General features: G+C 50.3%; 16 protein-coding genes. 9 read left to right on the top strand and 7 right to left on the bottom strand.

Going from position 1 to position 18,704, the window contains the following annotated elements:
* The first annotated feature begins 48 nt into the window (after positions 1–48).
* Positions 49–1,266: a TCR/Tet family MFS transporter gene (locus BFP76_RS03495; RefSeq protein WP_099591929.1), complete on the top strand. Its 1,218-nt coding sequence runs from the start codon at positions 49–51 to the stop codon at positions 1,264–1,266.
* A gap of 17 nt (positions 1,267–1,283) precedes the next feature.
* A complete protein-coding gene (locus BFP76_RS03490; RefSeq protein WP_099591779.1) occupies positions 1,284–1,685 on the top strand; it encodes a VOC family protein in 402 nt (133 codons plus the stop codon).
* Between the two features lie 226 nt (positions 1,686–1,911).
* Here BFP76_RS03490 and BFP76_RS03485 read toward each other — a convergent pair whose 3' ends face one another.
* The 4 genes from BFP76_RS03485 to BFP76_RS03470 are packed head-to-tail and all read right to left on the bottom strand — an operon-like array spanning position 1,912 to position 6,539.
* Positions 1,912–2,985: a BMP family ABC transporter substrate-binding protein gene (locus BFP76_RS03485; protein ID WP_099591778.1), complete on the bottom strand. Its 1,074-nt coding sequence runs from the start codon at positions 2,983–2,985 to the stop codon at positions 1,912–1,914.
* A gap of 46 nt (positions 2,986–3,031) precedes the next feature.
* The gene (locus BFP76_RS03480) at positions 3,032–3,964 is read right to left on the bottom strand and encodes an ABC transporter permease (protein ID WP_099591777.1); all 933 of its coding nucleotides are present in this window, start codon (positions 3,962–3,964) and stop codon (positions 3,032–3,034) included.
* Positions 3,964–5,040: an ABC transporter permease gene (locus BFP76_RS03475; protein ID WP_099591776.1), complete on the bottom strand. Its 1,077-nt coding sequence runs from the start codon at positions 5,038–5,040 to the stop codon at positions 3,964–3,966. The genes BFP76_RS03480 and BFP76_RS03475 overlap by 1 nt, the downstream gene beginning before the upstream one ends.
* Positions 5,037–6,539 carry an ABC transporter ATP-binding protein gene (locus tag BFP76_RS03470; RefSeq protein ID WP_099591928.1) on the bottom strand — a complete coding sequence of 501 codons (1,503 nt, stop codon included), beginning with the start codon at positions 6,537–6,539 and terminating at the stop codon, positions 5,037–5,039. The genes BFP76_RS03475 and BFP76_RS03470 overlap by 4 nt, the downstream gene beginning before the upstream one ends.
* 130 nt (positions 6,540–6,669) lie before the next feature.
* On the opposite strand from BFP76_RS03470, the gene dnaE reads away from it, so the two are divergent.
* Positions 6,670–10,122: a DNA polymerase III subunit alpha gene (dnaE, locus tag BFP76_RS03465; protein WP_099591775.1), complete on the top strand. Its 3,453-nt coding sequence runs from the start codon at positions 6,670–6,672 to the stop codon at positions 10,120–10,122.
* 2 nt (positions 10,123–10,124) lie between these two features.
* On the opposite strand, the gene BFP76_RS03460 is transcribed toward dnaE, so the two are convergent.
* Positions 10,125–10,913 (bottom strand): phenylalanine 4-monooxygenase, encoded by a 789-nt coding sequence (locus tag BFP76_RS03460; protein ID WP_099591927.1) that lies wholly within the window; start codon positions 10,911–10,913, stop codon positions 10,125–10,127.
* A gap of 107 nt (positions 10,914–11,020) precedes the next feature.
* On the opposite strand from BFP76_RS03460, the gene BFP76_RS03455 reads away from it, so the two are divergent.
* Positions 11,021–11,479, top strand: coding sequence for an Lrp/AsnC family transcriptional regulator (locus tag BFP76_RS03455; protein WP_099591774.1), 459 nt, complete (start codon positions 11,021–11,023; stop codon positions 11,477–11,479).
* Here the strand turns inward: BFP76_RS03455 and BFP76_RS03450 are convergent, their stop codons facing one another.
* On the bottom strand, positions 11,480–11,692 hold the full coding sequence (locus tag BFP76_RS03450; protein ID WP_099591773.1) for a SlyX family protein: 213 nt from the start codon (positions 11,690–11,692) through the stop codon (positions 11,480–11,482). It abuts the gene before it with no gap.
* Between the two features lie 96 nt (positions 11,693–11,788).
* Here BFP76_RS03450 and hisS point away from each other — a divergent pair, with 96 nt between their 5' ends.
* Genes hisS through panC form a run of 4 tightly spaced genes read left to right on the top strand, consistent with a single transcriptional unit; the run spans position 11,789 to position 15,925 of the window.
* Positions 11,789–13,288 carry a histidine--tRNA ligase gene (gene hisS, locus BFP76_RS03445; RefSeq protein WP_099591772.1) on the top strand — a complete coding sequence of 500 codons (1,500 nt, stop codon included), beginning with the start codon at positions 11,789–11,791 and terminating at the stop codon, positions 13,286–13,288.
* Complete coding sequence (locus tag BFP76_RS03440) at positions 13,288–14,373, top strand: ATP phosphoribosyltransferase regulatory subunit (RefSeq protein ID WP_099591771.1); 1,086 nt, start codon at positions 13,288–13,290, stop codon at positions 14,371–14,373. The genes hisS and BFP76_RS03440 overlap by 1 nt, the downstream gene beginning before the upstream one ends.
* Positions 14,370–15,077: an ATP phosphoribosyltransferase gene (hisG, locus tag BFP76_RS03435; RefSeq protein ID WP_205661364.1), complete on the top strand. Its 708-nt coding sequence runs from the start codon at positions 14,370–14,372 to the stop codon at positions 15,075–15,077. The genes BFP76_RS03440 and hisG overlap by 4 nt, the downstream gene beginning before the upstream one ends.
* Positions 15,074–15,925, top strand: a complete 852-nt coding sequence (panC, locus tag BFP76_RS03430) for a pantoate--beta-alanine ligase (RefSeq protein WP_099591769.1) — start codon at positions 15,074–15,076, stop codon at positions 15,923–15,925. The genes hisG and panC overlap by 4 nt, the downstream gene beginning before the upstream one ends.
* A gap of 2 nt (positions 15,926–15,927) precedes the next feature.
* Here the strand turns inward: panC and BFP76_RS03425 are convergent, their stop codons facing one another.
* Complete coding sequence (locus BFP76_RS03425; protein ID WP_099591926.1) at positions 15,928–16,359, bottom strand: DUF1489 family protein; 432 nt, start codon at positions 16,357–16,359, stop codon at positions 15,928–15,930.
* Between the two features lie 81 nt (positions 16,360–16,440).
* On the opposite strand from BFP76_RS03425, the gene BFP76_RS03420 reads away from it, so the two are divergent.
* Positions 16,441–18,702 carry an adenosylcobalamin-dependent ribonucleoside-diphosphate reductase gene (locus tag BFP76_RS03420; RefSeq protein ID WP_099591925.1) on the top strand — a complete coding sequence of 754 codons (2,262 nt, stop codon included), beginning with the start codon at positions 16,441–16,443 and terminating at the stop codon, positions 18,700–18,702.
* Positions 18,703–18,704 lie beyond the last annotated feature (2 nt).

Below are 18,704 nucleotides of genomic sequence, written 5' to 3'. Positions count from 1 at the left end.
TTACTGCATTGGCCTATATCATTTCCATTCCTTTATGAAAGTATGCAAATGTCACGCAAGTTGGCCGTTTATTTTGTTTTGATGACCATCGTGATTGATGCAATGGGGATCGGGATTATCATGCCCGTGATGCCCGATTTGATCCGCGAATTGCGTGGCGCTGATTTGTCGGATGCGGCACTTTGGGGGGGCGTGTTAAGTTCATCCTTTGCCGTGATGCAGTTTTTATGCGGCGCTGCCGTTGGGAACCTGTCCGATCGATACGGGCGGCGACCAATTTTGCTGGCATCCCTTGGCGTGGTTGCTGTGGATTACATCATCATGGGGTTCACCAATTCGATTTGGATTGTGTTTTTGGGACGTATTGTTGGGGGCATCGCCAGTGCAACACAATCCACCGCCAGTGCCTATATGGCCGATATATCCAAGCCTGAAGAAAAAGCGCAAAATTTCGGCCTGATCGGGGCTGCGTTTGGGATCGGATTTATCTTGGGGCCATTGCTGGGTGGGTTGTTATCCGAATTTGGAAGCCGCGCACCGTTTTTCGCCGCCGCCGCATTGGCGACATTGAACATGTGTATGGGTTATTTCGTATTAAACGAAACCGTCACCGATACCATTCGACGCCCGCTGGAAATACGCCGCATGAATCCGTTTCGTGCACTGAAACATGTGGGTAGCTTTCCAGGGCTTGGCATGTTGCTTGGTATGTTCTTTTTCCATCAGGTGGCGTTTTTCGTCTATCCGACGGTTTGGGCCTATTACACGCAGTTGCGATATGATTGGCAGGCGTTGCAGGTGGGCATTTCTTTGATGGCCTTTGGTATTGGCATGGCAGTGGTGCAGGGGGGATTGATCCGCTTGATCGTGCCGCGCATTGGTGAATGGAATACGGTGATCATGGGATTGGTTGTGTCGATCATTGCGTTTATCTTGATTGGGAGTGCAACACAGGGCTGGATGATTTATGCAATTATTCCGCTATGTTCGATTGGGTTGATAACATCCCCTGCATTGTCTGGTATCATGTCACGTGCAACACCCGATAATGCGCAAGGGGAATTGCAAGGCGTGATGACAGCCGTTGGTGCCATCGGCACGATCATCAGCCCGTTGATGATGACGGGCAGTTTTAGCTACTTCACTCGCCCCGATGCACCTGTCCATTTTCCATCCGCGCCATTTGCATTGGCGATGGTGTTGGAATTGATTGCGCTTGGGTTGTTTATGGTTGCAATGCGTGGGCAAGTGGTGCGTGCGAAATAGAAAAAACGGAGGAAGATATGAAGATATATGTGACGAGCGTTTTTGTAGATAATCAAGATATCGCCGAGAAATTTTACACGGATATCCTAGGGTTTCAAGTGAAACATAATATTCCAATGGGCGAAGATCGTTGGTTAACTGTAGTATCACAAGAAGACCCAGAGGGTACCGAATTGCTGTTGGAACCAAGCACGCATCGCGCGGTGAAACCATACAAGCAAGCATTGGTATCTGACGGCATCCCAGCACATTCGTTTCAGGTAGAAAACCTAGATCAGGAACACAAACGGTTGGTTGGTCTTGGCGTCGAATTTGTAACAGCACCGATGGACGCAGGCCCCGTGCGGATGGCAGTGTTCGATGACACTTGTGGGAATCTTATCCAATTGATCGAGATGAGCGCGGTTAGCGGTGGTTGATGAAATTTCGAAGCGTTGTCTGCGATAAGTGGGCTGGATGTTAAACTTGCTTCGTCTCGATACTCCAATTCAAACCTCTACTTCTTTGACAAAATATTCACTGTTCAACGTCAGTGATGCGGTGCGTAGCCAAGAGCGCTTACGGTTTCCAGCTCGACTTTTAAACAACCACCCATAAAAAAGCCCGCGCGGTTGCGCGGGCTTTCGCAATTGAATTTTGATCGGCTTATTGAGGAATTTCGCCTTCGATACCTTCAACATAGAAATTCATTGTTGCCAATGTGCCATCATCCGCAGTTTCACCTTCGGCGAGCCAAGGCGTGCCGTCTTGTTTGTTGATCGGGCCGGTAAAGCTGTGGGTTGTGCCTGCAACGATACCATCTTTCAATGCGGTTGCTGATGCTTGAACATCGGCAGGGATTTTGTCGGAGAATTCACCGATTTCAACCATGCCTTCTTTGATGCCATCCCATGTATTGCCAGATTCCCAAGTGCCATCCATCACGGCCTGTGTGCGTGCGATGTAATATGGCGCCCAGTTATCAATGATTGATGATAGGCGTGCATTTGGACCAAATTGTTTCATGTCAGACGCTTGGCCAAAGGCAAGGATGCCTTTTTCTTCGGCGATGGTCATGGCCGCAGGTGAATCTGTGTGCTGCATGATGATGTCTGCACCTTGTTCGATCAATGCGGTTGCGGCATCTGCCTCTTTGCCCGGATCAAACCATGTGTAAACCCATACGATTTTCATCTTAACATCGGGGTTCACGGCCTTGGCCGCAAGGTATGATGCGTTGATGCCGCGGATCACTTCTGGGATTGGGAATGATGCGATGTAACCGATTGTATCGGTTTCGGTCATGTGACCAGCGATATGGCCGATAACAGAGCGACCTTCATAAAAACGTGCGGAATATGTGGATACGTTATCCGCCTGTTTGTAACCCGTTGCATGTTCAAATTTCACATCAGGGAATTTTTTCGCAACGTTGATTGTTGGATCCATGTAACCAAATGACGTGGTGAAAATAAGTTTTGCACCAGAGAGCGCCATTTGAGTCATCACACGTTCGGAATCCGCACCCTCTGGCACGCTTTCTACGAATGTTGTTTCGACCTTGTCGCCGAACGCCTCTTCCACGGCTTTGCGGCCTTGGTCATGTTCGTATGACCAGCCAAAATCGCCCACAGGGCCAACGTATACAAAACCAACCTTGGTTTTGTCTTGGGCATGGGCCATTCCACCCAGTCCAACAACCAGCGCAGCGCCAGCCATAAGTGTTTTAAGCAGCTTCATTTTTCTCTCCTGTTAGTGGGGCGGTGTTTGCCCCGAATTTGCGCCCCTAGTTTGAGGCATGGAATATCCGGCCCAAAGAGGCAGGCGCATTCAATGATGCGCGTTTACGGTCGGCGGACATGATAACCAGAACGATGATGGTGACAAGATAGGGCGCCATAGAAAGATATGAAACGGGGATATCAACGCCCACTGCCTGTAAATTAAGCTGTAAAATTGTGACCCCGCCGAAAAGGTAGGCACCCAGAATAATCCGCCATGGTTTCCATGATGCAAATACCACGATGGCAAGGGCAATCCAGCCTGCGCCTGCGGTCATGCCCTCGGTCCATTGGGGGACGCGGATCAATGACAGATATGCACCACCCAGCCCCGCACAAGCACCACCAAACATGATGGCAAGAATGCGAATGCGGATAACTTTGTACCCCAATGCATGCGCCGCATCATGGTTTTCACCAACGGCGCGCAAAACCAAACCTTTGCGCGTGAATTTAAGGAAATACCAAACACCGGCCACCAGCAGGATCGAAAAATAGATCATGTAGTCATGATTGAACAGGATCGGCCCAACCACGGGCAGATCGCTTAGGATCGGTAAATCCAGTTTGGGTGATGATGGTGGTTTGATCCCAGTGTATTGGTGGCCAAGCAATGCAGCAAGCCCAAGACCAAACAATGTGAGTGCCAACCCAGATGCCACCTGATTGGCCAGCAAATATTGCGTCAAAATCGCAAACAGGAATGATAACGCCGCCGATCCAGCGGCCGCGGCAATAAACCCGATCAGGGGGCTGCCTGTTTCCACGGCTGCGATAAATCCGCAGATCGCACCGAAAATCATCATGCCCTCAACCCCAAGGTTTAGAACACCTGATTTTTCAGTGACCAGTTCACCAATCGCCGCCAACAATATGGGGGTGGCGGCAACCATTAAGGTTGCAAGCAATGATACAACAGAGATCGCAGAAAAATCCATCACAACCCCCGTTTGAAACGAATGCGGAAATGCACCAGCACATCCACCGCAAGAAGGAAAAACAATAACATGCCCTGAAACACCTGAATCGATGCTTTGGGCAGGGACAGGTTCGCCTGAATGACATCACCCCCCACATATGTCACCGCCAATAATAACCCCGCGAGCAAAATGCCAATCGGATGCAGTCGCCCCAGAAATGCAACGATAATAGCGGTAAATCCGTATCCCAACGGGAATGTTGTGGTTAGCTTGCCTGCAGGGCCCGTGACCTCGTATAACCCAGCCATACCGGCCAATGCACCCGACAGGCCAAGGCAAATCGCGACCATTTTATTGGGGTTCACCCCGCCAAATTTAGCAGCACGCGGGGATTGCCCTGCTAGGCGAATGTGAAATCCAAAAATGTGTCGCGTCAACAAGATATAAGCCACAATGACCAAACCCATCGTCACCAAAACACCCCAGTGAATGCCAGACCCCGCGATCAATTCTGGATTGCTGGCAGCATCCCATTGTTGGAAACTGCGGCTTTCGGGAAAGTTAAACCCATCTGGATCACGCAACGGTCCCGTAACCATGCCGGCCAAGAAATTGAACGCGACATAAACCAGCATCAGCGATACCAAAATCTCATTCGCGTTGAATTTGATTTTCAGATAGGCAGGGATCAACGCCCAGAGCAATCCACCAAGCGTGCCCGCGATCAGCATGATCGGAAATACGAATATCGATTCAGATGGATAAAGAGCGAGCCCTGCCGCCGCACCGATCACGCCACCCATGATAAATTGGCCTTCAGCGCCGATATTCCAGATGCCAGCGCGAAACCCAAACGATAGGCCAAGCGCGATCATGATTAATGGCGCGGCCTTAACCAAAATTTGCCCACGATAATAAAACGCATGTTCACCCAAAACGGGATCCCAGAAAATCATGCGGATCGCTTCGATTGGATTTTTACCAAGAGCGGAAAACAAAAAACCACCCGCGATCATCGTGGCGAGCACCGCCAAGATCGGAGTGAGCGCAATCATTGCGCGTGATGGTTCGGTTCTGGGTTCAAGGCGGATCATGCGATTTCGCTACCTCCCATCATCAAGCCAATTTCCTCGATTGTGACGCCCTTGGCGCTTTGTGGTTTGGATAAACGTCCTTCGGCAAGGATGGCGAAATTGTCCGATACTTCCATCAATTCATCCAAGTCTTGGCTGATGACCAAAACGCCCGCACCATTGCTGGCCAATTCAAGTAGTGCTTGACGAATGGCCGCTGCCGCTGCGGCGTCAACACCCCATGTCGGTTGGTTGACCACAAACACAGTTGGGTTTTGCACAATCTCACGCCCCACCACAAATTTTTGCAAATTACCACCAGACAGTGATTTTGCGGTGTTGGTTATGCCCGGGGTGCGCACGTCAAATTGCTGAATGATCGCTTTGGTGAAATTTTCACTGGCCTGTTTGTTCACAAATCCCCGACGCCCCAAACGCTGGCGATAAAATGCAGTCAGCAAGCTGTTTTCCGTCAACGACATATCAGGTGCCGCCGCATGGCCAAGCCGTTCTTCGGGTGCGGCGAGCAATCCGCGCAATCGTCGTGGTGTGGGGCCAAGCTGGCCAATGAATTCACCCTTAAGGCTAATGGCATTGGCATCGACCAATTCTTCGCCAGAAAGCGCCAGCATCAATTCATCCTGTCCATTGCCAGCAACGCCGCCAATGCCCAAAACTTCGCCAGCGCGGAGAATGAAGGAAATGTCACGCAAGCTGGTGCCAAACGGGTCTTTGGATTGTAGCGACAGATTTTCCAGTTTCAACAAAGGTTGCCCCAATTCGGTCGCAGCCTTTTTAGGTGTTTGCAATTTTGCACCCACCATCATTTCCGCAAGGCTCTTGGCGGTTTCTTGTGATGGCGTGCAGGTGCCCACCACCTTGCCGCCGCGCAAAACGGTGGCGCGTTCGCAAAGTGTGCGAATTTCATCAAGCTTGTGCGAAATATAAAGGATCGATGTGCCCTCTGATTGCAATTTTCGCAAGGTCACAAACAGGGTTTCAACCTCTTGTGGGGTTAAAACAGATGTAGGTTCATCCATGATCAACAATTTTGGGTCTTGGAGCAAACAGCGGATGATTTCAACGCGTTGGCGTTCGCCTGCGGACAAATCACCAACCAAACGATCAGGATCAATGGTCAGACCGTATTTTGCGGATACTTCGCGAATTTGTTGGGATAAAACCTTGGCGCGGGGTGGGTTTTCCATACCCAATGCGATGTTTTCGGCAACGTTTAATGCCTCGAACAAGGAAAAATGTTGGAATACCATCGCCACGCCCGATTGGCGTGCGGCGCGTGGTTCGCTTGGCGCGAATGACTGGCCCAAAAATTCCATTTCACCGCTATCTGGTTTGACCAGACCATAGATCATTTTCACCAAGGTTGATTTGCCAGCGCCGTTTTCACCCAAAAGCGCGTGAATTTCACCAACACCAATATCAAAGCTAACCGCGTTATTCGCGATGACCCCAGGATAGGCTTTGGTCAGACCGTTCAGGCGCAACAGATTTGACAAGATCGGACTTTCATTCAGATTAAGCAGCGATACCCACGCTAACGCAGGTTCGCATTCTGTTGCAAACAGTTTTGTTGCCAAAATCAAACTTTTCGTCGTGGCGTTTTGCAAAATGCTTGGCTAGTTTAACAGAATGTCAAACACCGATCCGCGATTCATCCACCTCCGATTGCATTCTGCTTATTCCTTGCTGGAAGGGGCGCTGCATATCAAAACCTTGCCTGATTTGTGCAAGAAAATGAATATGCCAGCAATTGCTGTGACGGATACGAATAATATGTTCGCAGCGTTGGAATTTTCCGATATCGCTGCGGGTGCAGGCGTACAGCCGATTATTGGGTGTCAGGTTGACATCGCCTATGCCGCGGCGGCCCGCCCCGACGCACCACCGCCAAAGGCATTGCCAATGGTATTTTTGGCGCAGAACGAAGCGGGCTACATGAATTTGATGAAGCTTAATTCATCGCTGTTTTTGCACAGCGGCGATGCGTTACCGCATGTGACATTGGATGAATTGTCGGGTCATACTGATGGGTTGATTTGCTTAACGGGCGGTGCACTTGGCCCCATTGGGCAATTGTTACAAGATGGGAATACGGATCGTGCACGTGCGTTAATGACGCGTCTGTCGGAAATGTTCCCTGATCGCATGTATGTGGAATTGCAACGTCATCCCCATGAAAACGGTAAACACACACCCGCCGAGGCGGCAACAGAACGTGGGTTTATCGAAATGGCCTATGCCATGGATTTACCACTGGTTGCGACCAATGACGTGTATTTTCCAAATCGCGATATGTATGCGGCACATGATGCGTTGATCTGTATCGCCGATGGCGCCTATGTCGATCAACAGGACGGGCGGCGTGTTTTGACACCCGAACATTACCTCAAAACGCCCGAGGAAATGGAACGTCTGTTTTCCGATTTGCCAGAGGCCGTGCAAAACACTGTTGAAATTGCCAAACGTTGTGCGTTCAAGGCATATAAGCGCGATCCTATCCTGCCCAAATTTGCCGAGGATGAGGTGCAAGAATTGCGCCGTCAGGCCAATGAGGGATTGCAAAAGCGCCTTGCCGTTATTCCCCATGCAGCATCGGTTGAAGAATACCAAGCACGACTGGATTTCGAGCTTGGCATTATCGAGGGTATGGGATTTCCCGGATATTTTTTGATCGTTGCCGATTTTATCGCTTGGTCCAAAGATAACCATATTCCTGTGGGACCCGGTCGTGGTTCTGGTGCGGGTTCGCTTGTGGCCTATGCACTCACGATTACTGATCTTGATCCGCTGCGCTATTCATTGCTGTTCGAGCGGTTCTTGAATCCTGAACGTGTGTCCATGCCTGACTTTGACATCGATTTTTGCATGGATCGCCGCGAAGAGGTGATTCAATATGTGCAGGAAAAATATGGTCGCGATAAGGTGGCACAGATCATCACATTTGGTGGCTTGTTATCCAAGGCCGCCGTGCGCGATGTGGGGCGTGTTTTACAAATGCCCTATGGACAGGTTGATCGGTTGTCTAAACTGATCCCAGTTGAGGGTGTAAAACCCGTGAGCATCGCCAAGGCATTGGCGGACGAACCACGCTTGCGCGAAGAGGCCAAAGCAGAAGAAGTCGTTGATCGGTTGCTCACCTATGCTCAACAGGTCGAAGGCTTGTTGCGTAACGCATCAACCCACGCGGCGGGTGTGGTGATTGGTGATCGACCATTGGATGAATTGGTCCCACTGTATCAGGATCCCCGTTCCGATATGCCCGCAACCCAGTTCAATATGAAATGGGTTGAAAAGGCAGGCTTGGTAAAGTTCGACTTTTTAGGTTTGAAAACCCTGACGGTTATTCAGGGTGCGGTTGATTTGTTGAAAGATCGCGGGATCGAAATTGATATCGGTGCGATTGATCTGGAAGATCAGAAAACATTCGACCTTTATGCATCTGCGAAAACGGTTGCAGTTTTTCAGGTGGAATCAACGGGGATGATGGATGCGCTTCGGCGTATGAAGCCCACTTGCGTTGAGGATATCGTGGCACTTGTGGCGCTTTATCGTCCGGGGCCAATGGAAAACATTCCGAAATTCTGTGACGTGAAAAACGGCAAGGCAGAGCGCGATTTAATGCATCCCAGCATTGATCACCTGTTGGACGAAACCCAAGGCATTATTGTTTATCAGGAACAGGTGATGCAAATCGCCCAAGAAATGGCGGGCTACTCTCTTGGTGGTGCGGATTTGTTGCGCCGCGCGATGGGTAAAAAAATCCAAGAGGAAATGGACAAGGAAAAGCCCAAGTTCCTGAAAGGGGCCGCTGAAAACGGGGTGGATGACAAAAAAGCCAAAGAGGTTTGGGATCTGTTGGATAAATTCGCCAACTATGGTTTTAACAAATCCCACGCGGCGGCCTATGCGGTGGTGTCGTATCAAACCGCATGGCTCAAGGCGAATTATCCCGTTGAATTTATGGCCGCTGTTGCCAATTGCGATTTGCACCTGACCGATAAATTGAATGTGTTCCATCAGGAAATTAAACGCCTTGGGATCGAGGTGATCCCACCGTGCGTGAACCGATCAGAGGCAAAATTTTCCGTATCCGAGGGGCGCATTGCTTATGCGCTGGGCGGGTTGAAAAATGTGGGTGTGGAGGCGATGAAATTAATCACCGATGCCCGCGCGGACGGCCCATTCCTTGATTTGTTTGATTTTGCGCGTCGTGTTGATTTGAAACGTGTTGGCAAACGCCCGATGGAGATGTTGGCGCGTGCGGGCGGATTTGATATGTTGGATTCCAATCGGCGCAAGGTTTTGGCATCAATTGATGCGTTGGTCGGGTATTCCGCCGCAACGCACGAAGATCGCAATTCCGCACAAGCAGGATTATTTGGCGATGCAGGCGAAGATTTGCCCGCACCCCGCCTGCCCATGCCCGATGATTGGTTGCCCACCGAACGATTGGCAGAGGAACACAAGGCCATCGGTTTTTATCTGTCTGGGCATCCGCTTGACGATTATTTGCCCGCATTAAAACGCAAAAAGGTTTTAACACTGGCGGAATTGGAACAACGCGCAACGGCCGGTGGTGTGGTTGCAAAAATTGCGGGCTCTGTTGCGTCCAAACAGGAACGAAAATCTGCACGTGGCAATCGGTTTGCCTTTGTACAACTGTCTGATCCAACAGGTCTTTATGAAGTGACGGTGTTTTCTGATACGCTTGAAAAGTTTCGCGATTATCTGGAGCCGGGGCAAAATGTTGTGCTCTCGGTCGAGGCAAAGTTAGAAGCGGATCAATTGAAATTGTTATGTCGTGGGGCACAACCTGTTGACGTATCTGTGCAAGATGCCGCCGCCATGGGGCTTAAGGTTTTTGTTAACGAAGAATCCGCAATATTTAGCGTGGCAACACGGTTGAACGAAGTGGCCAGAGATAAAAGCATCCGCGGCCGTGGTCCTGTGCATTTAGTATTGAGCCACGCAGATTTACCAGGCGAAGTCGAAGTGGCGCTAAAGGGTGAATATCCCATGAACCCGCAAATCAAGGGCGCGTTAAAACATATCAACGGCGTCCAATTCGTCGAAGAATTTTAAGCTTATGCCGCGCTGTCAAACAATGCAGGCAGATCACCCAATTCTTTGGCGCGATCAATCATCACAGCGATATCTTGATCCAATAAAGCATTAAGTTGTTCAAAGCTATCGATCACGAAATATTGGGGTTGAACAATGTCAATCCGATAGGGGGTGCGCAGCATGGTAAGCAAATCCGCATTCGCGTAAATGGCATCCCCCGAACAGGCAAATTTTGCCTCTGATGGGCTTGAAACGATCCCGGCGCCGTAACCGCGCAAACCGTCATTCGTGCGGATCATGCCAAATTCCACCGTGAACCAAAACAGGCGAAATAGATGCCAAGAATAACCTTTGCCCAAGGATTGCGCCAATTTGCCGATCTTTTCCAAAAAATCGCTGTAGGGTTTGTTGCATAACAGCGGGCAATGGCCAAATACCTCGTGGAAAATATCAGGTTCTTCGATGTAATCCATATCTTCGCGGGTGCGCAGGAATGTCGCCACGGGAAATCGGCGATCCGCGAGCAATGCGTAAAATTCGGACGGGGGAATAATAGCGGCAACACCTTTGACGCCAAAATCGCTTACCTTATTCAACCGCGCTGAAATTTCACCAACCTGTGGCACGTGATCGGCGGTTAGGCCAAGTTGGGCTGCCCCATCAAAATATTCTGCGCATGCCTTGTCTTGCAAAAAATCCATCTGGCGAATGTAAAGTTCACCCCAAATCGCATCCTCTTCTGGCGTGTAGTCATACAGCCCATTGGCCAGCGGCTCCTTGGATGCATATTTCGATGGTTTCTTTTTCATGACGTATTCCTCCATTGGAAAGTTTACGCCGTTTTGTGGAAAATAATTTCCAAAATTTCGCCTATTCTGCTAAAAAATGAGAAATATTTTTTAAATTAGGTTAATCCATGAAGTGTTCAGATCAAGATTTGCAGGTATTGCGAGAATTACAATCCGATGCGACGCTATCACTGGCACAGTTGAGCGAACGCACGGGTATTGCTCAAAGCACGCTTTGGCGTAAATTGCAGGAATTTGATAAACGCGGGTTGATCATGCGGCGGGTGTCGATCCTTAACCCCAAGCTGTTGGATTGTGGGCTTTGCGTTTTGGCGCATATTTCACTGGCTGATCATAGTTTGGAAACCGTGAATGGGTTTTTGCGTTTGGTGAATGCACACGGCGAAATTCAGGAATGTCACAAAACATCGGGGTCGGCGGATTACATTTTGAAAATCCGTGTCAAAGATATGGATGAATACGAAGAATTCTTAACCCACAATTTTTTGCGCAGCGGTTTTGTGCAAAACGTATTGTCGAATTTCGTCATGAAATCGGAAAAAGATGTGACCGAATTACCGATCTGATCACCAATGGGGTGGCTTTGCATCGCCAAGAGCCACACCATTCATTGCCTGTGCTTCAGCATCGGCGGCGCGTTCCATAAGCATCTGAATCCGTTGTTCCGCGATTTCCAAACGCTTGGCCTGATCCGCGACGATATCGGACAATTCATCCATCATGCGTTGTGCTTCGGACAGTTTGATTTGCAAATCAATGATATCTTGTGTTGGTTCCATGCAAATCTGATACGCCGATGCGTTGATATGCGCAAGTCAACTTGCCCCATTCTGTGCAATCCGTTAGACGTGGCGCCAAGATAAGGAACCACCACCATGGCCAGAAACAGAGAAAAGAAACCACAACGCCCAAAGGCGCTCCCGCCCAAGGGGTTTCGTGATTATTTCGGTGCCGAAGTTGCACAGCGAAATGACATGTTAAATGCGATCACATCTGTTTATCATCGCTATGGTTTTGACGCGCTTGAAAGCAGCGGTGTTGAAACGGTAGAGGCACTTGGAAAGTTCCTGCCAGACGTGGATCGCCCGAATGAGGGTGTGTTTGCATGGCAAGACGAAGACGACACATGGATGGCGCTTCGTTATGATCTGACCGCACCATTGGCGCGGGTTTATGCGCAAAATCGAAATGACCTACCAACGCCGTACCGTCGTTATGCAACGGGTCCAGTGTGGCGCAATGAAAAACCAGGCCCTGGGCGGTATCGCCAGTTTTATCAATGTGATGCGGATACCGTTGGTACGGCCAGCATGGCCGCAGATGCGGAAATTTGTTCGCTATTATCCGATACATTGGAAACCGTTGGCATTCCCCGCGGGGATTACATCGTGCGTGTGAATAACCGCAAAGTGTTAAACGGTTTGTTGGAAACGCTTGGCCTTGCGGGTGAGGGCGCGACAGTATCAAGCGATGACATTTTGCGCACGGTCGATAAATACGACAAGGTCGGCGAAGAAGGCGTTCGTCAATTGCTCACCACCGGTCGCACCGATGCATCGGGCGCTGAAATCGATGGCGTTGGATTGACATTAGAACAGGCCAATATCGTTTTGAAAATCTTGCTGTCCAAGGGTGCAAATAACGTTGAGACCATTGCCAATTTGCGCGACGCTATTGCGGGTTCGGATGAAGGTGGCAAAGGTGTCGATGAACTTGAAGAAATCGCCAACCTGTGCGCCGCACAAGGGTACGGCGAAGATCGCATTGTCATCGACCCATCCGTTGTGCGCGGGCTTGGGTATTACACTGGGCCTGTTTACGAGGCTGAACTGACCTTTGAAATTTTGGATGAAAAAGGCCGCAAACGCCAGTTTGGTTCGGTTGCGGGTGGTGGGCGTTATGACGATTTGGTCAAACGTTTCACTGGACAGGCGGTGCCTGCAACGGGTGTGTCAATCGGTGTTGACAGATTGCTTGCCGCGCTTCGCGAAAAGGGTCGTATTGATGCGCAATCCAAGGGGCCAGTTGTGGTGACGGTCATGGATCGTGATCGCATGGGCGATTATCAGGCGATGGTTTCGGAATTGCGCAACGCAGGTATCCGCGCCGAAGTGTATTTGGGCAATCCAAAAAATTTCGGCAATCAATTGAAATATGCCGACAAACGCGAAAGCCCCGTTGCCGTGATCGAAGGTGGCGATGAAAAAGAGCGCGGCGTGGTACAGATCAAGGATCTGGCGCTGGGTGCGCGATTATCTGCAGAAATCGAAACCACCGAAGAATGGAAAGCACAGCCCGCGCAGATGGAAATCAAACGCGGCGATCTGGTTGACGAGGTGCGTAAAATGATTGCTCGCGCCGAAGGGGCCGTGTGATGTTAAATGACAATCGTGCAGCCATTCGTGAACAGGCCGCAACATTAGAAACCGCATTTCGCAATGCGGGTGCGTTGCATGTGGAATCGGATGCATTGTTGCCAGCGGATACGTTGTTGGATTTATACGGCGAAGATATTCGCGCACGTGCCTATGTCACCCAAGACCCCGTGTTGGGCGAACGCATGTTGCGCCCCGATTTTACCGTTCCAATTGTTGAACGCCATATGTCCGAGGGCGCCGAGCCTGCGCGATATTGTTACAACGGTTCGGTCTGGCGCAAACAGGATGCAGGGTCACAAAAGGCGAGCGAATTTATTCAGGTCGGTTTCGAATTGTTTGATCGCACCGATCCCGCCGTGGCAGATGCCGAAGTATTCGCATTGTTTCGTGAAATCTTGCCGGATGATTTAACCGTTGGTACGGGTGATATCGGGATTTTGCGTGCCGCAATTGCGGGGCTAACCACCAGTGATAAACGCCGCGCGGCATTGTTACGCCATTCATGGCGACCCACACGGTTTCGTCAATTACTGGATCGTTTTGGCGGGAAAACAACGCCCATTGCATCGCGCGTTGAGTTGATCAAAGCGGCGAAGGCCGATGGAATTGATACGCTGATAAAATCGAGCGGAAAATTTTTGGGTCTGCGTAGCAAGGCAGAGGTTCACACACGTATCGAAAGCCTCATCAATGATGTGGATGAGCCCAATTTACCAAGCGGTGAATTGGCTGTGATAGAAGCCATTTTGAACCTTGATTGCACCGCAACGCAGGCTGTGGAAAAACTGCGCGAATTGCAATCTGATTTACCTGCAATCGCTGGTGCGATAGCGGTGTTTGAAACACGTCTGGCAGCATTGTCAAAACACGGCGTTGATGTGAATACGCTCGCGTTTGAAGGCAGCTATGGCCTGACCAGTATGGAATATTACGACGGGTTTGTATTTGGGTTCCAGCGTGGCGAACAGGTGATCGCCAGCGGTGGGCGATATGATGCGCTGACATCCGTGTTGGGCAATGGGCGCGACATTGCCGCTGTGGGTGGTGTGATCCGCCCTGATTTATTGCTGGGGGTTGCGTGATGTTGAAACTGGGTGTGCCGTCAAAGGGGCGGCTGCAAGACGACACAATTGCATGGTTTGCACAACATGGCATTACCTTGGAACGCACAGGTTCCGATCGCGAATATGCGGGGCTGGTTTCGGGTGTGGATGGTGTGCAATTGGTGTTGCTATCCGCAGGTGAAATTCCCAAAGAATTGGCCGCAGGTCGCATTCATCTGGGTGTCACAGGGCTTGATTTGATCCGCGAAAAATTATTGCCATGGCAAGAAAAGGTCGCGGTACTGGCGCAAATGGGATTTGGTTTTGCCGATTTGATTATTGCGGTGCCAAAGGGTTGGGTCGATGTGGAATGTCTGGAGGATCTGGATGCGGTGGCGGCACAGTTTCGAAAAGTTCACGGGTTTCGTTTGCGCATCGCCACCAAATACCACAATTTGGTGCGCGGTTTTTTGCAATCCAAGGGCGTTGCCGATTATCAACTGATCGACAGTCAAGGTGCCACCGAAGGTACGGTGAAAAACCTGACCGCCGAGGCGATTGCTGATATCACATCCAGCGGTTCCACGCTGGAAGCGAACCATCTGAAAATTCTGAACGATGGGTTGATATTAAAATCAGAGGCCACATTATTTGCATCGCGATTTGCAGATTGGAACGATGATGCGCGTGCGTCATTGGCGCAAATGCAAGCGCTGGTAAAATGGGATGACATCACGTTATGACCAGCCCCACCATTTTTCGCACCGTCGCCGAAATGCGTGACCAAGTTGCCGATTGGCGCGGGCAAGGATTGCGTATTGGGTTGGTGCCCACAATGGGTGGTTTGCACGATGGGCATATGACGCTGGTACGTAATGCATTGGAGAAAACAGATCGCGTCATCACCACAATTTTTGTCAATCCAACCCAATTTGGTGCTGGCGAAGATTTGGATAGCTATCCGCGTACCGAAGCTAAAGATAGCGAAATGATTGGCGCTGTTGGTGGACAAGCGGTGTTTATTCCATCGGTGCGTGAAATGTACCCCGAAGGGTTTTCAACCCGCGTTGTGGTGGATGGTTTGACGACGGTATTGTGTGGCGCATCGCGCCCCGGTCATTTTGACGGGGTGAGCCAGGTCGTAACCAAACTGTTGAATCAGGCAGGTGCCGATATGGCATTTTTTGGTGAAAAAGATTGGCAGCAATTGGCCGTCATTCGTCGTTTGGCGCGTGATTTGGATATCGCTACAGAAATCGCAGGTGTTCCAACGGTGCGCGATGAATATGGATTGGCACTCTCATCGCGCAATGGATATTTATCGGGTGCGCAAATTGATATCGCACGCCAATTCAATGTGGTTTTGAAAAAGGCGGCGTATGATATTGCGACGGGTGGTTTTGCATCGGAAATTTGCGCCGCGGCGGGCGACAAATTATTGTCGTTGGGATTTGAAAAGATCGATTATATCGAATGTCGCGATGCGATCAGTTTGGAAACCGTGGAACGAGTGGATCTAACATCCTGTCGTATTTTTGGCGCGGCCTATTTGGGGCGCGCACGGCTGATTGATAATCATCTGGTCGTTTAGCATTAAATCAATCCAATATCGGCCAGTGCGATTTCCAATTCCTGTGGCAATTCATCATCATCTGCACGTTGTTTTGGTAAATCTGGTGGGGAATCCGCGATGTTTAAATAGCGCCACCCTTGGAACGGGCGTTTTTGCACGGTACTGGTGCGGATGATTTCAGGCTCCAACACAATTGCACAGCGGCGAATGCCATCATCGCCAATCACTTCGTCCAAGCGAATGATTTTTTGGCGTGCTTGAATAAACCCTTTGATCACCCAAAAAATCGAACCACCATTTAAAATCTCGGCCTCGCGCCGTGGCCACATGCGGGTGATATGGCGCGGTAAACCGTCGCTTCCTTGGGCTTGTGGCGATGTCTGCCACGCGGCCAAGGTTTCGGGCGTTTCGGTGCCGACACTTAATTTGATAAGGTTGATTGTAGAATCCATTCGTTCAAAATAAACATAGAAAATCAGATGTAAATCGTTTACGTTATGTTCCTGCCCAATCAAAAACCGAAAGACAAATATATGAGCCGCTTTTCCGCACCTATCGCCGAACAAATCTGGGATATGAAATACCGTTTCAAGGATGCGGAACAAACCCCCATTGATGGCAGCGTGGAGGATAGCTGGCGCCGTGTTGCACGTGATTTGGCGCGTGTTGAAACCACGCCTGACGCGTGGGAAGACAAATTTTATTCCGCGCTAGAGGATTTTAAATTTCTGCCAGCGGGGCGTATTTTGGCGGGTGCGGGGACAAAGCGTTCGGTGACATTGTTCAATTGTTTTGTCATGGGCACGATTCCCGATGACATGGGCGGTATTTTTGAAATGCTTAAAGAGGCCGCATTGACCATGCAGCAAGGCGGCGGAATTGGGTATGATTTTTCCACCATTCGCCCCAAAGGCGCAGATGTAAAAGGCGTGGCCGCCGATGCATCTGGCCCAATGTCATTTATGGATGTGTGGGATGCGATGTGTCGTACGATCATGTCCGCTGGTTCGCGCCGTGGAGCAATGATGGCGACCATGCGTTGTGATCATCCCGATATTGAACAATTTATTTCTGCCAAACAGGACGCGGCGCGGTTGCGTATGTTTAACCTGTCGGTTCTGGTGACTGATCCGTTTATGGAGGCGGTCAAGGCCGATGCCCCGTGGGAATTGGTGTTTGATGGCAAGGTTTATCAAACGGTTCAAGCGCGAGATTTGTGGAACAAAATCATGCAAGGCACGTATGATTATGCCGAACCAGGTGTGATTTTCATTGATCGTATCAATCAGAAAAACAACCTGCATTACGCTGAAACGATTGCCGCAACCAACCCATGTGGCGAACAACCGTTGCCGCCATATGGTGCGTGTTTGCTCGGGTCGATCAACATGGCACGCCTTGTGGCCAACCCGTTCGAGGCTAATGCCGATTTGGATTTGGTCGCATTGGATGATTTGGTGCGCACCGCCGTGCGGATGATGGATAACGTGGTCGATGCATCGCGTTTTCCGTTGGATGCGCAACGCGCCGAGGCACAGGCAAAACGTCGTATCGGTTTGGGTGTAACAGGGCTGGCCGATGCATTGTTGATGGTGGGTGAGCGTTACGGATCAGAATCCGCTGCACAACAAACCGAAACATGGATGAAAGCGATTGCGCGAGCGGCATACCTTGCATCCGCCGATTTGGCAGCGGAAAAGGGCGCGTTCCCATTATTTGACAAGGATGCGTTCTTGGCATCAGAAACCATGTTGGAAATGGACGATGATGTGCGCGCCGCAATTGCCAAAAACGGCATTCGCAACGCGCTTTTGACATCCATCGCGCCCACGGGCACGATCAGCCTTTATGCAGGCAATGTTTCATCTGGCATCGAGCCAGTGTTCGCCTATGCCTACACCCGCAAAGTTTTGCAAAAAGACGGATCACGCACCGAAGAAGAGGTCGTGGATTACGCCGTTCAAATGTGGCGTGACAAGTTTGGCGATACCGAATTGCCGGATCATTTTGTGAATGCGCAAACGCTCGCACCATTGGATCACGTGCGCATGCAAGCAGCGGCGCAAAAATGGATCGACAGCTCGATTTCCAAAACCATTAATTGCCCAGAAGACATCAGTTTTGATGATTTCAAAGAGGTTTATATGGCCGCGTGGGATCAGGGCTGTAAGGGGTGCACAACCTATCGCCCCAATGATGTAACAGGTTCGGTTTTGAGCGTGTCCGAGGATACTGAAAAAGCGCCAGAGGTGGATACAGGTGCGGATGTTGTCTACCTTGCGGAACCGCTTGATCGCCCTGAATCGCTGGAAGGGCATACCTATAAATTGAAATGGCCGGAATCCGAACATGCGATGTATATCACCATCAATGATGTGATCGCCAACGGCCAGCGCCGCCCGTTCGAGGTGTTCATAAATTCAAAAAACATGGAACATTATGCATGGACGCTCGCGCTCACACGGATGATTTCCGCTGTGTTCCGTCGTGGTGGTGATGTGTCCTTTGTGGTCGAAGAGCTTAAGGCCGTGTTCGACCCACGCGGTGGTGCATGGGTGCAGGGCAAATATATCCCGTCCATTTTGGGCGCAATTGGTGGTGTAATCGAAACCCATATGATCGCAATAGGTTTCATTGCCGGCGAAGGCGAGCATTTGAAATCCGACCCCGAAGCCAAGGTCGTGGCAATGGGTCAATCTGGCGGAAAATCCTGCCCAAGTTGTGGCACACCCGGAATGCGCATGATCGAAGGCTGTATGACATGCGCATCTTGTGGTCACAGTAAATGCGGTTAAGT

Source organism: Paramylibacter kogurei, from assembly GCF_002742285.1.
Taxonomy (GTDB): domain Bacteria; phylum Pseudomonadota; class Alphaproteobacteria; order Rhodobacterales; family Rhodobacteraceae; genus Amylibacter; species Amylibacter kogurei.
This window is presented reverse-complemented; position numbering and strand designations above follow the sequence as displayed.

Bases quoted from the DNA above. Each gene is read 5' to 3' on its own strand.
- BFP76_RS03485 (WP_099591778.1), bottom strand. From the start codon at position 2,985: ATGAAGCTGCTTAAAACACTTATGGCTGGCGCTGCGCTGGTTGTTGGA.
- BFP76_RS03450 (WP_099591773.1), bottom strand. From the start codon at position 11,692: ATGGAACCAACACAAGATATCATTGATTTGCAAATCAAACTGTCCGAA.
- BFP76_RS03480 (WP_099591777.1), bottom strand. From the start codon at position 3,964: ATGGATTTTTCTGCGATCTCTGTTGTATCATTGCTTGCAACCTTAATG.
- BFP76_RS03490 (WP_099591779.1), top strand. From the start codon at position 1,284: ATGAAGATATATGTGACGAGCGTTTTTGTAGATAATCAAGATATCGCC.
- BFP76_RS03425 (WP_099591926.1), bottom strand. From the start codon at position 16,359: ATGGATTCTACAATCAACCTTATCAAATTAAGTGTCGGCACCGAAACG.
- dnaE (WP_099591775.1), top strand. From the start codon at position 6,670: ATGTCAAACACCGATCCGCGATTCATCCACCTCCGATTGCATTCTGCT.
- BFP76_RS03460 (WP_099591927.1), bottom strand. From the start codon at position 10,913: ATGAAAAAGAAACCATCGAAATATGCATCCAAGGAGCCGCTGGCCAAT.
- hisS (WP_099591772.1), top strand. From the start codon at position 11,789: ATGGCCAGAAACAGAGAAAAGAAACCACAACGCCCAAAGGCGCTCCCG.
- panC (WP_099591769.1), top strand. From the start codon at position 15,074: ATGACCAGCCCCACCATTTTTCGCACCGTCGCCGAAATGCGTGACCAA.
- BFP76_RS03475 (WP_099591776.1), bottom strand. From the start codon at position 5,040: ATGATCCGCCTTGAACCCAGAACCGAACCATCACGCGCAATGATTGCG.
- BFP76_RS03440 (WP_099591771.1), top strand. From the start codon at position 13,288: ATGTTAAATGACAATCGTGCAGCCATTCGTGAACAGGCCGCAACATTA.
- BFP76_RS03455 (WP_099591774.1), top strand. From the start codon at position 11,021: ATGAAGTGTTCAGATCAAGATTTGCAGGTATTGCGAGAATTACAATCC.
- BFP76_RS03420 (WP_099591925.1), top strand. From the start codon at position 16,441: ATGAGCCGCTTTTCCGCACCTATCGCCGAACAAATCTGGGATATGAAA.
- BFP76_RS03495 (WP_099591929.1), top strand. From the start codon at position 49: ATGTCACGCAAGTTGGCCGTTTATTTTGTTTTGATGACCATCGTGATT.